Origin of the sequence: Paracoccus broussonetiae, assembly GCF_031854425.1 — a bacterium.
Lineage (GTDB): Bacteria > Pseudomonadota > Alphaproteobacteria > Rhodobacterales > Rhodobacteraceae > Paracoccus > Paracoccus broussonetiae.
In genome coordinates this window covers 1-12,568 of sequence record NZ_JAVRQI010000014.1, presented here as the reverse complement: position 1 = coordinate 12,568, position 12,568 = coordinate 1, and the positions used below count along the sequence as shown (strand labels likewise).

The following is a 12,568-nucleotide window of genomic DNA, read 5'->3' as shown; positions in this document are numbered from 1 at the left end:
GGGTCGATTTCATAGGTCGGCGTGACCGTGACCCGACCAAGGTTGCCGCTTTCGCCCAGCGCACGTCAGGCCCGGTATAGGTCAGCCCATAGGCGGGGTCAGGTCGCGCCCTTCGCCCTGGCCCAGCCGCGCGCGCCGGGTCAGCGGGATCGCCATTACCGCACCCCCGGCGGCCAGAACCAGCGCCAGCCGTGCCGAGCTCAATGAGGCGACCTGTCCCCAGAAGGTCGCGCCCGCCGCCATGCTGCCGTAAAAAACCATCAGCGCGACCGACAGGCCGCGCGCCCGGACCCAGTTCGCCAGTGCCATCTGGGCCGATAAATTCAGGCTGGTCAGCACCGTAATCCAGCCGAAGCCCGCCAGCAGTGCCGCTACAATCGCGGGCACGCTGCCCCAGGCCAGACCCATCAGAAGCATCGCGGTCGCGGCGACAATCGTGCCGCCCCCAGTCAGGCGGTTGATGCCGACCTTTTCGCGGATACGCGGCAGCAGCAGCGCGCCAATCACCGCGCCCGCTCCGACCGCGCCCAGAAGCAGCCCGTAAAGACTGGCGCTCCCGCCCGGCAGGCTGCGCGCAATCAGCGGCAGCAACGCCCAGTAAGCGCTGGCGAAGCTGAAGAAGCCAAAGGCCCGCAACAGGGTCGCCTTCAGCGCATCGTTATGCGCGGCATGGCGCAATCCGGTCAGGATCGATTCCGCGAAAGGCTCGGCCGGCAGGTGGTGCGGCGGCGCAGGCGCGGGCCGCCACATCATGAGCGCCGCGACGATCGCCATCGTGCCGATCGCGCTGGCGATAAACGGAGATGCCAGCCCGATCGAGGAGATCAGCACCCCCGCCACAATCGGTCCGACGGCGCGGCCGATTTTGACCCCCAGAGAATTCAGCGCAATGGCCGGTGACAGATGCTCGCGCGGGACCAGCATGGGCACCAGGGCCTGCATGGCCGGGGCCATGAAGGCCGTGCCGGTCCCCAGGGCAAAGGCGAAGGCCAGCAGCAGGCGTGCCGACATCAGCCCGGTCGCTGTCACGATCGCCAGCGCGGTCACGACCAGCAGCACCATCAGGTTCATCCCGATCAGGTAGCGGCGCTTGTCGACGCGGTCGGCCAAGGCCCCCGCCAGCAGGACGAACAGGAAGACGGGCGCCGTCGTCGCCGCCTGCACCAGCGCGATTTCGGATGGGGAATGGCTCAGCTCGGTCATCAGCCAGCCCGCACCGACATCGTTCATCCATGTCCCGATGTTCGAAATCAGCGTAACCGTCCACAGAAGCGAGAAGGCCGGATAGCGAAACGGGCTCCAGGCCGAGGGGCGCGCGGGATCGGGCGAATGCGCGCGCCGGGTCTGGTCGGGGATCTGCATGGCAAGCCTTTCTGCTGGACCGCGAAACAGGCAATCACAGGCATGGCCTGACCTGTCCGCGGCGGCAAGCGCGACGGTGCGTGACCTCGGCCGCGATCGTGGCCTCAGCAGATGCGCCGGCGGATCCCATGCGGGGTTGCCCGCCGGCTGGCGGATGGTCCGGCCGCCCTGATCCGGAAGCCGCGTGCAATCCGGCGACAGCTCGGCAGATCGGCGTGGCATCCCGCGCCGAGCCGTCCTGTATGCCTGCTTGGATCCGCGCATGAACCGGCCTGCCTTCGCCCCTGCCCCAGCGCCGAACAAGGGATCGGATCTGGGGGACGCGCAAGCAGAGGCTACCGCTTGCGGTCAGCGCGCTTGCCCTGCCGCGATCTGCGGTTCAGAGGGCATTGATGAAGGCCAGAACGTCGTGGTTGAACTGTTCGGGGTCAGTCTCAGCCAGGCCGTGCGGCTTTCCGGGATAGACCTTCAGCGTGCCATTGGGCACCAGGTTCACGGCCTTTTTCGCCGCCGCCCCGATCGGCACGATCTGGTCGTCATCGCCATGGATGAACAGCACTGGCACGTCGATCTTCCTCAGGTCTTCGGTGTAATCGACTTCCGAGAACTCATGGATGCAGTCGTACAGCCCCTTCAGGCCGCCCATCATCCCCTGCAGCCAGAAGGAATCGCGCAGACCGGTGCCGACGGTCACTCCGTCGCGGTTGAAGCCGTAGAAGGGAAGCGCCAGATCCTTGAAGAATTGCGAGCGGTTCGCGGCCACCCCGGCGCGGATACTGTCGAAGACATCGACAGGCAGGCCGTCGGGATTGGCAGCGGTCTTCAGCATCAGCGGCGGCACGGCGCCAACCAGCACGGCAGCTGAAACCCGCGACGTTCCGTGACGACCCAGATAATGCGCGACCTCGCCCCCGCCGGTGGAGTGGCCGATCAGGATCGCGTCCTTCAGGTCCAGCGACTCGATCAGGTCGGCAAGGTCATCCGCATAGCGGTCCATGTTGTTGCCGTCCCAGGTCTGCTGCGAGCGGCCGTGGCTGCGGCGGTCATGGGCAATGACGCGAAAGCCCCTTTCGCCGAAGAACAGCATCTGCGTTTCCCAGGCATCGGCGGTCAGCGGCCAACCATGGGAAAACAGGATCGGGCGACCCTCGCCGAAGCTCTTGTAAAAGATCTGGATGCCGTCGGATGTGGTGACAAAACTCATTTCGCCATGCTCCATGTTCGTCATTGGATCCGGGGAACCCGGACGTGCGGATATTTTAGCGTCGACAGTGGCGGGCAATCTTGCAGGGAAATGCGCGGGCTTTCACGTTCGTCCGCGCGCCCTCGTTGCGTCAGCGGGCGCGTTCGCGCCAGCGGCCGGGAGAGGCCCCCTCGATCCGCCCGAATACGCGGGTGAAATGGCTCTGGTCCGAAAAGCCGCAGGTCAGCGCGATTTCGACCAGCGACAGGTCGGTCGTGGCGAGCAGGCGGCGGGCATGATCGATCCGCTGGTTCAACACCCATTGATAGGGCGTCACCCCGGTGGAATCGCGAAAGGCGCGGAAGAAGCCGTGGCGGGACAGGTTCAGCGCCTCGGCGATATTGCCGATCGAGGGGCGCTCTCCGTCGTCGGACATCAGCATGTCCTTGGCCCGCCGAATGGCAAGGGGTGGCAGCGGGCACGCCTCGGGTCCCGCCGCTCCGGTCGGGGCCGAGCGATGCTGGTGCAGCAGATGCGCGCCGATCGCCATCGCCATCTGTTCGACGAAAAGCGGGTCGAACTCTCCCGGCTGGGCCAGGGCGGGCAGCAGCGCCTGCGCAAGATGGCGCAGGATCTGGTCACGCTTGCCCTGCACGCGCGTCAGGTCGCGGCCCCTGCCCCGGTCGGTGATTTGCTCGGCATTGTCCAGGAATCCGGTCGAAAGCTCGATCAGGAAGAAATCGAAGCTGCCATCCAGTTCGGCGGCATAATCCTCGTCGAAATCGCGGATATAGATGTCGCCCCGGTCGAAAATCCGGTCCTGGCGGCGTCGGGCCTCTCCTCCGCGGCGATGATGCCCGTCAACCAGCGAGACGCCGACCAGCAGCCCGCGATCCTGCGCCGGGGTCGCCACCCGGCTGCGATAGGTGCCGGCCGCGGATTTGCGGCGAAAGGTCAACCCCTCGGTGCACAGCACATGGTCCGCCGACAGGCTGGCTGTCGAACAGCCCAGGGAATCCATTGCGGTGGCGCGCTGCGGCACCGTTTGAACCATTGTGTCCATCGACTTTCCTTTTGCTGACGAGCTTTCAGCGCAACACGGTAAACAGCCATTCACACCACTGGATGATCGTGTCGCCCTGGACCCGCCGTTGTCCGGCAGGGGTCGCTGTCATGGCTTGCCCTCATCCCGCCAGCCCGGAACCGCAGCCTGTCGCGGCAATATCGCGACCCACGGCGGCCCCTTGGACCTTTGGCCGGATCCTAGCATCACGGCGCGCTGTTAACCTTCAGTTTCCTGATTATCTTGAAAAAATGATCACGTCCCCATGACGATCGTCGCCCTTTTGCCCAGTCCTTGTGCAAAGCTCGGCGACGTCTAATGAAAATCGCGGCTGGGGAACAGGCGTGCGGTCTGGTGGCGGGGATGAGTCGCGGCTGGCAGGCGGGTCTGGTCGCCTGCTCCCCCACCAAAGCTGACCTCGCCCCGGCCAAGGGCGGTCAGCAGGTCCGAGACATCCTGGACCCATTCGGCGATGATGTGGATGACTTGGCCTTCACGCTCGATCCGGCCGGTGATGCGCAGAAGCCGACCCGCGATGATCTCGCGCCGGAAGCGTTCATAGGTCCGTTTCCAGACCACGACATTGGCGCAGCCGGTCTCATCCTCAAGCGTCAGGAAGATCACGCCCGACGCCGTGCCGGGACGCTGGCGGGTGATGACCAGCCCCGCCACCGTGACCCGGCCCGCATCCAGCCGGTCATGCGCCGTCACGCCAGGCATGTGGGGACGCAAAAGCTGCATCGGGTGGGCGCGCAGCGACAGGCGGGTGGACAGGTAATCCTCGATCATCTCTTCTCCCACGCCCATGCGAGGCAAAATGACGGCCGGTTCCTTGCCCCCCTCGCCATCGGCGCCGAAAAGCGGCAGCGGGGTGGAACGCAGCGCCTTGGCCTGCCAAAGTGCCTCGCGCCGGGTCATCGACAGGCAGGCGAAGGCATCGGCCTCAGCCAGCCGCTCCAGCGTCTCGGCGGGAACGCCGGCCCGCCGCCACAGGCTTTCGACATCGGGATAGCCATTGCCGCGCGCCAGACCGATCCAAAGCCCATGCTCTTCGCGGATGCCCTTGATCTGACGGAACCCCAGCCGCAGGGCCAGCGCGCCGTCGTCCCGCCGCTCCAGCGTGCAATCCCATTCGGAGTGATTGACCGAGACGCCCCGCACCTCGACCCCGTGATCGCGCGCATCGCGCACAAGCTGGGCGGGGGCGTAAAACCCCATCGGCTGGCTGTTCAGCAGCGCGCAGGTGAACGCTGCCTGGTAATGACATTTCAGCCAGGCCGAGACAAAGACCAGCCGCGCAAAGCTGGCCGCGTGGCTTTGCGGAAAACCATAAGAGCTGAACCCCTCAATCTGGGCAAAGCAGCGCTCGGCGAATTCGGGATCGTGATTGCGGGCGATCATCCCGCCAATGAACCTGTCCTTGAGCTGCCCGATGGTGCCCATCTTCTTGAAGGTGGCCAGCGCGCGCCGCATCTGGTCCGCCTCCGAGGCCGAGAACCCCGCCCCGACCATGGCGATCTGCATGGCCTGTTCCTGAAACAGCGGAACGCCATAGGTCTTTTCCAGGATCGGCTGCAGCGCCCCCATGTCGGGCACGGCCTCTTTCCCCTGCTTGCGCTGGATGAAGGGATGGACCATCCCGCCCTGGATCGGGCCGGGGCGCACGATGGCAACCTCGCAGACCAGATCATAGATGTTCTTGGGCTGCATCCGGGGCAGGAAGTTCATCTGCGCCCGGCTTTCCACTTGGAACACCCCCACCGCATCGGCCCGCGACAGCATCTCGTAGGTGGGGGTATCCCTTGGCGGCATCGACAGGTCGGCATCGACGCCTTCATGGTCCTTGAGCAGCCGGAACGCCTTGCGGATGCAGGTCAACATGCCCAAGCCCAGCACATCGACCTTGAGGATGTTCAGCGCGTCGATGTCGTCCTTGTCCCATTCGATGACGGTGCGATCCTCCATCGCGGCATTCTCGATCGGACAAAGCTCATCCAGGCGTCCCTGCGTGATGACGAAGCCGCCGACATGCTGGCTGAGATGGCGGGGAAAGCTGATGAGCTGCTCGATCAGCGCCAGCGTCAGCCGCACTCGGCGGTCCGCCAGCGACAGCCCCGCATTCCGCACGCGGTCGTTATCCGGTGCTTCCGAGGACCAACCCCAGATCTGGCCGGAAAGCCGCGCGATCACGTCCTGCGACAGCCCCATGACCTTGCCCACCTCGCGGATGGCGGCGCGCGAACGGAAATGGATCACCGTCGCCGTCAGCCCTGCGCGGTGGCGACCGTATTTTTCATAGATATGCTGGATCACCTCTTCACGCCGTTCATGTTCGAAATCGACATCGATATCGGGCGGCTCCTCCCGTTCCTTCGAGATGAACCGCTCGAAGATCAGGTCGATGTCCTCGGGGGCGACCTCGGTGATGTGAAGGGCATAGCAGATCAGCGAATTCGCCGCCGAACCCCGCCCCTGGCACAGAATGCCCTGGCTGCGGGCAAAGGTCACGATATCGGCGACGGTCAGGAAATAGGGGGCGTATTCCACCTCGGCCACAAGAGCCAGTTCGGTTTGAAGCCGCGCCACGATTTCGGGCTTGGGACCGGCGGGATAGCGGCGGGCAAGACCTTCGGTCGCCAGCCGCTCCAGCCGCGTCTGCGCGGGTTCATCGGCAGCTTCGTGGGGATATTCGTATTTCAGTTCCTGCAGGTCGAACCTGCAGCGATCGGCGATCTCGACCGTCCGGGCAATCGCATCGGGATACCGCTGAAACAGGTGGGCCATCTCTTCGGCAGATTTCAGGCGACGCTCGGCATTGGGCAGGCGGTTCCGGCCAAGCCTGTCGATGGTCACGCCCAGACGCATGCAGGTCAGCACATCGGCCAGCGGGCGGCGGAAGGCGCGGTGCATCAGCACGTCCCCGACCGCCACCATCGGGATGCCCGCAGCGGTGGCAACCCCGGCAAGCCGATCAAGCCTTTCCTGATCCCGCCCGTCATAGCGCGGCGCCGCGCCAAGATAGACGTTCCCCGGAAAAGCCTGCACGACCTGGGGCGCGGGATCCGTCAGGGCGATCAATATCATATCCCTGCCCCAATCCAGCAGATCATCCCGGGTCAGATGGCATTGACCCTTTTGCGCCCGCCGCTTGCCCGCCGACAACATCCGCGACAGCCGCCCCCATGCCGCCTTGTCCGTGGGCAGGGCCAGCCATTCGGCCTCATCCTCAAGCACAAGGCGGCTACCCGCGATCAGCTTTGGCAGATGTTCGAAGATCGGTGGCGGGGTTTCTGCGGAGGAAGGGTTCAGCGGCTGACGGCTGGAATGGTCCATGACCTGACGCGAGCGGATAACCACCCCCTTGTCCGGCATCGCCTGGTCACGTACCCGCGCCAGTTCCCGCAAGGCCTTCCACGCCCGCACCACCCCCGCGACCGAGTTGCGGTCGGTGACGGCCACGGCCTCAAGCCCCAGTTCGGCCGCGCGCACCACCAGTTCCTCGGGATGCGACGCGCCCGTCAGGAAGGTGAAATTCGTCATCAGGCACAGTTCCGCATATCTCATGCGAATTGCCCCTGCACATACCAGGCCGGGGCCTGCGGCGTGTGAAACAGCCATAGGCGCGGCCCCTGACGCGTCTGCACCCTCCAGTAATCGCGCAGGCCCGAGGCCCAGGCGGGATCCTCCTCCCACCAGTCGGGGGCGATGCGTTGGGGACCGGTGGCGCGATAGGATTCGAATTTCTCCCCCCGCCATTGGAAGCTGTCGGGCGGTGCGCCCCCCACCCTTTCGGGGGGAAAGATCACCGCTGGCAGACCCGGAGGCAGCGGGCCCGGCTTTGCCTCGGTCGCGGGGACAAGGCGGAAGCTGCGTTCGGGAAGCAGGCTGTCTGTCGGTTCGATCCGCAGGATGTTGTGAAATCCCAACCGGTTCCCAAGGCGCGTGATCAGATCGGCCATCGCATCCTCCTGGGACGGGCTGCTGCCCATCTGCGCGGGGGCCAGCGGCTCGGCCAGCGTGGCGACAAGGCGCAGGGCATCGATGCCGAACCCGGCATCCACCGTCTCAAGCTTCGGGGCGAAAAGGCGCGCGATGCGGTCGGGATCGCGCAGAGGCTGGGCCAGACCGATCTCGACAGGAATGGTGGCGCGGTCCACCCGCCGCAATTCCAGCCGCAGACGACGCGCGCCCATCTGGTGGCGCGACAGGGTGGCGCAAAGGCGGTCCAGCAGACGCGTCAGCCCCGCCATCACGTCGGCATGCAGCCCGATCGGGTCGGGCAAAGCCATGCGCACGGCAAATCGAGGTGCCGCCGCCGGGGCCGCGACCGGCTCGGGCTGGCGACCCAGAAGCTGGTCCAGCCGCAAAGCCAGTTCCGGGCCGAACCGCTGGATCAGGGGGGCGCGCGGCAGCGCCAGCAAGTCGCCCACGCGCTTCAGCCCAAGACGCCCCAGCCCCTCGGCCATTATCGGTTCGATCCGCAGGGCCGCAACCGGCAGGTCGGGAATGGTGCCGCCATGCCGCGCCAGCGCATGGGCCGCGCCGCGCGTCCCGGCAATGGCGCTGCGGCTGGTAAAGCCCGCCCGGTCCAGCCGCCTATGCAGGTCCAGCCGGAGCGCCTCTTCGCCGCCGAACAGATGCGCCGCGCCGGTGATATCCGCGATCAATCCGTCCGGCCCGTCCACCGCCACATGCGGCGCATAACGCACGGCCCAGCGGCGCAGTATCTCCTGCACCTTGGCGATCCCCTCGGCCGGGCGGGTCACCAGTTGGGGGCAGATCGCACGGGCATCGGCCAGCGCCATCCCGCGATGCAGGCCGGCCCGCTCGGCAGCAAGGCTCAAGCATTGCACGTGATCGGCATTCCCCGATCTTTGGATCAGGGCGAACGCGCCCTCAACCGGGCTGGCCCGCAAGGCCGCTTCGCTGGCCAGTCGCGGAAACCATATGGAAAGCAGCCGACGTGCCATCCCAATCCAAGGTCCAGCTTCCTGTTGTTCCCTTTTTGTTCTTTATAAGATCCCAGCGATGCAGAGTCGAGTCTCCCGCCAGGGGCCTGCAATCCCAGCGCGTTTCCGTGGCCGGACTGCCGGCCTCCGGGCGGATCAGAAGCAGCCCGGTCGAGCCGCCTGCCTCTGCCCCCAGTTGCAGGCGCCGGCCGGCCATCAGGCTCAGGCGCTGGTCCGGCTGGGCGATGACCAAGGCGCGCGGCATGCTGCGCAGCGCCTCTTCGGCCGCCCAAAGGATATCGGTGCCTTCGGCATGGATCACCGTCATCCCCGGAAACAGTGGCATTTCGGATTGCCGCTTGGCACGCACCCAGACCGCATGGGGACGCCGCTGCGCTTGCCAGATCGCAAAGATCACGCGCCCACTGCCCTGTGCCTCATGCACACGGGAAGGAAGAAGGGCAAAGGGCAACGCATGCAGCATGCCCAGATCATAGGGCAGTGCGCAAACGAGAACAATTGCAGAACATTCGCCATCGAAATCGCCTCGCCGCCTTGTCAAAGCGGCAGGTAGCAGCCGGGGTCTGCCGACTTCTGTCGGATCATCCTGTTCCCCGGCCCGCCCGATCAGCTGATACCAAGGGGTTTCGTGAACAGGATCCATTCGCTGGCATCGACATCCCAGTCGCCCTTGACGACCGGACGACGGGCAACCTCGCGATAGCCCTTCGCCGTATAAAGGCGCAGCGCATCCTGATGCGTGTCTTCGGCGATCAGGCTGATGGTGTCGTGACCGGCGGCGGTGGCGACCGCTTCGGCATGCGTCAGCAACGCGCTGCCCAATCCCTTGCCACGAAAGGCTTCATAGGTTGCCAGGACGTTCAGGTACCACGACCCCGGTGCCAGCGCCTCAAGCTCCAGCAGTGGGACAAAGATCGGCGGCGTGTCCGACTCGATCGGGCCGGGCTCCTCCTCGGCGGCATAGCCCAGCAGGCAGGCGCCGACCGCGCCATCGATCTCGGCCAGCCAGGCGTTGTGATAGGAGAAATTTCCGGTCTCGCGCGCCGCGCGCTCCTGCCCGAACGCCCAGGGGTCGCCGTCCGGACCGACCGTCTTTCGCCAGAAATGCAGCGGCAAGTCATCCGCCGCCATGTTGATGAAACGCACCAGATGCGCGGCATCCGATGACCTTGCCTTGCGGATGTCCATGCTGGATCCCCGTTCCTGCCTGCGCCCTTCGCGCAATCCACTCATTGACGATTTGATGCCCGCTCGCCAGCCCCTTCGGCAATCGCGCCCCACTCCGATCGTCTGGCTTGCGCATGACGCGGGGGCCGCCTACCAAATGCCTTGACCCAGGACGCGCCTTGCGAGGACAGATATGAGCGACACGGTTTTCCGCTTCCCCGAACCGGGCCCCGAGCCCATCATCACCGACCTGGAGGGTTGGACCAAGGTCGAGGGCAACCCGACCATGCGCTACTGGGTGCAGCACACCTCGCTGGATGGCAGCATGATCTCTGGTACCTGGGAAGCGACGACCGGCACCTGGCACGCAGCCTACCAGTTCTATGAATTCGTCCACCTGATCGAGGGCCGCATCACCATCACCCCCGAGGGTGGCGAGCCGGTCACCCTGAGCCCCGGCGACGCCTTCGTGGTCGAGCCGAGTTTCAAGGGCACCTGGACCATCGAAGAGCCAGTGCGCAAGCACTTCGCCATCAAGTTGAAATAGGCCGGGCGACAGCCGCGCCGATCCGTCCGCGCCCCGAAAGGGGCTGACGCCCTTTCGGGACACGCCCCATGAGCACCGCCGACCTGATCCTGACGAATGCCCGCGTCCTGACCATGGACCCGGACCATCCCCGCGCCGAGGCGGTGGCGATTGCCGGGGACCGCATCCTTGCGGTGGGCAGCGCAGCACAGATCTGGGCGCTGGCCGGACCGGCGACAAAGGTCATCGATGCGGCCGGGCAAACGCTGCTGCCCGGCTTTTTCGAAGGCCATGTGCATGTGGGTCTGGGCGGCGCGGACCTGACGCATCTGCATATCGGGCACCTTCATGGGGCCGAGGCGGTCGGCAAAGCCTTCCGCAGCTTTGCCGCCGCGAACCCCGGCATGCCCCTGCTTATGGCGCAAGAGGCGCATTACGGCATCCTCGACAAGCCCGCGACACGCCACGATCTTGACGCGATGATCGCTGACCGCCCCATCGCGATGATGTCGCCAGATCTGCATACCGTCTGGGCCAACACCGCCGCGCTGCGGGCTGCCGGGCTGCTCAACGGCGCCGAGATGCCGCATGGCCATGAGGTCGTCATGGGCGATGACGGCCTCGCCACCGGCGAGTTGCGCGAGTTCGAAGCCTTCGGCCCGCTGATCGCCCATGCGGGCGAAGGGCGCATCAACCTTGGCATTGCCACGGGCGAGGAACCCCACCCTCGGCCGACCGGGGCCGAACGCGCCGCCGACAAGGCGCTGCTGCTGAAGGGGATGATGCATTGCGCCGCGCATGGCGTGACCAGTCTCGTCAACATGGACGGCAACCGCTACACGCTCGAACTGCTGGCCGAGATGCGGGCCGAGCGCAACCTGCCCCTGCGAGTGAAGGTGCCTTTCCATTTCAAGCCACATATGGGGCTGGACGCGTTGGACCGCGCCTCGGCCATGGCGGCGGAGTTCGACGATGACTGGATCAGCTCCGGCTTCGTAAAGATGTTCATGGACGGGGTGATCGACAGCAGAACGGCCTATCTGCTGCAAGACTATCCCGACCAGCCCGGCCATCGGTCAGAGCCGCTGTTTCCGCCGGAACGCTTCGACGAGATCGCCACAGAGATCGACCGGCGCGGCCTGCAGATTGCGGTCCACGCCATCGGCGACGGTGCGGTACGGACGGTGATCGACGGCTATCAGGCGGCCCGCGCTGCCAACGGCGCGCGCGACAGCCGCCACCGCATCGAACATATCGAGCTGATCGACCCCGCCGATGTCCCCCGGCTGGGCGCGCTCGGTATCACCGCCAGCCTGCAACCGCCTCACGCACCCGGAGCGATGGATTTCCCGCTGCAACCGACGCTCTCGCGGATCGGGGCAGAGCGCTGGGGGGATGCCTATCGATGCCGCAGCTTGGCCGAGGCAGGCGCACACATCGCCTTTTCCAGTGATTGGCCAGTGGCGGACGTCTCGGTGCTGCGCGGAATCGCGGCAGCGCTGACTCGCAAACCCTATGACGGCGCGGGCGACGAGCGGCTCTCGCTGATGCAGGTGCTGGAGGCCTATACCGCGGGCGGCGCCTGGGCGGCCCATCGCGACCAGGTTACAGGAACCCTGCGCCGCGGACTTGCCGCTGACCTCGTGCTGCTGGGCGGGGACATCGAAGCCACGGACCCGCGCGAGATCCCGGCACTGGGCGTGAGCCTGACAATCTGCGGCGGCCGCATCATCCACGACATCGGAATGTTGGCCTGAAGGCGCGTCGCAGGCATTCATCGCACCTCAGATAAAGCGCGTCGGCTTGGACCCTGCCCTTTTCCATTCTCACCCTCCTGTTTTGCGGTTTGGGATATCGGGAGGATCGCTGGCATAGTTCAAGGGCGGCTGGCGTCACCGCGCGGCTGCTGGTCGGACGAACTGTCCCAGGTTTCGACCGGACATCCTCGATCTGATGCTCGAGGCCGTGGAGCGGCGGTTCTCGGCTCTACACACGCCATCGGTCATCTGTCAGCCCGCAAAGTAATGGCATATCCGAGGCGTTCCGCAAAACCCTGAAGCGCGACTACATCCAGTGACGCCGCTACCGGATGCCGGGACGGTCCTTGGATTGAACGGCATTGGATCAAGGATTACAGCGTCAACCACCCACATTCAGGGCTGAAGATGCGCCCCCCGAGTTCATCGCAGCTTAAACCGCAACCGCTGCGGGCCGATCCGCTCGATGTCCATCAGTGGTCTTGCCCCCATTTCACCGGACACTCAGGCGGTTGTGGTTTGAGCTGCGATGAACTCGCG

9 protein-coding genes and 1 pseudogene are annotated in these 12,568 nt (G+C 65.7%); 3 read left to right on the top strand and 7 right to left on the bottom strand.

Annotated elements, in window-relative coordinates:
- Window positions 1-81 precede the first annotated feature (81 nt).
- The 7 genes from RM190_RS17220 to RM190_RS17190 form a co-directional block, all read right to left on the bottom strand.
- Window positions 82-1,362 (bottom strand): MFS transporter, encoded by a 1,281-nt coding sequence (locus RM190_RS17220; protein WP_311760705.1) that lies wholly within the window; start codon window positions 1,360-1,362, stop codon window positions 82-84.
- A 379-nt stretch (window positions 1,363-1,741) separates the two neighbouring features.
- The gene (locus RM190_RS17215) at window positions 1,742-2,566 is read right to left on the bottom strand and encodes an alpha/beta fold hydrolase (RefSeq protein ID WP_311760704.1); all 825 of its coding nucleotides are present in this window, start codon (window positions 2,564-2,566) and stop codon (window positions 1,742-1,744) included.
- A gap of 130 nt (window positions 2,567-2,696) precedes the next feature.
- Window positions 2,697-3,608 (bottom strand): helix-turn-helix transcriptional regulator, encoded by a 912-nt coding sequence (locus RM190_RS17210; RefSeq protein ID WP_311760703.1) that lies wholly within the window; start codon window positions 3,606-3,608, stop codon window positions 2,697-2,699.
- A 315-nt stretch (window positions 3,609-3,923) separates the two neighbouring features.
- Window positions 3,924-7,172: an error-prone DNA polymerase gene (locus tag RM190_RS17205; protein WP_311760702.1), complete on the bottom strand. Its 3,249-nt coding sequence runs from the start codon at window positions 7,170-7,172 to the stop codon at window positions 3,924-3,926.
- Window positions 7,169-8,578, bottom strand: coding sequence for a Y-family DNA polymerase (locus tag RM190_RS17200; protein WP_311760701.1), 1,410 nt, complete (start codon window positions 8,576-8,578; stop codon window positions 7,169-7,171). The genes RM190_RS17205 and RM190_RS17200 overlap by 4 nt, the downstream gene beginning before the upstream one ends.
- The gene (locus tag RM190_RS17195; RefSeq protein ID WP_311760700.1) at window positions 8,505-9,041 is read right to left on the bottom strand and encodes a hypothetical protein; all 537 of its coding nucleotides are present in this window, start codon (window positions 9,039-9,041) and stop codon (window positions 8,505-8,507) included. The genes RM190_RS17200 and RM190_RS17195 overlap by 74 nt, the downstream gene beginning before the upstream one ends.
- 143 nt (window positions 9,042-9,184) lie before the next feature.
- Window positions 9,185-9,766, bottom strand: a complete 582-nt coding sequence (locus RM190_RS17190) for a GNAT family N-acetyltransferase (RefSeq protein ID WP_311760699.1) — start codon at window positions 9,764-9,766, stop codon at window positions 9,185-9,187.
- 172 nt (window positions 9,767-9,938) lie between these two features.
- Between RM190_RS17190 and RM190_RS17185 the strand changes: the two genes are divergently transcribed.
- The 3 genes and pseudogenes from RM190_RS17185 to RM190_RS17175 all read left to right on the top strand — a co-directional run.
- Window positions 9,939-10,292: a cupin domain-containing protein gene (locus tag RM190_RS17185; RefSeq protein WP_311760698.1), complete on the top strand. Its 354-nt coding sequence runs from the start codon at window positions 9,939-9,941 to the stop codon at window positions 10,290-10,292.
- A gap of 68 nt (window positions 10,293-10,360) precedes the next feature.
- On the top strand, window positions 10,361-12,028 hold the full coding sequence (locus RM190_RS17180) for an amidohydrolase (RefSeq protein ID WP_311760697.1): 1,668 nt from the start codon (window positions 10,361-10,363) through the stop codon (window positions 12,026-12,028).
- Between the two features lie 181 nt (window positions 12,029-12,209).
- Window positions 12,210-12,465, top strand: a pseudogene (locus tag RM190_RS17175) (integrase core domain-containing protein); the annotation flags it as partial.
- Window positions 12,466-12,568: the final 103 nt, after the last annotated feature.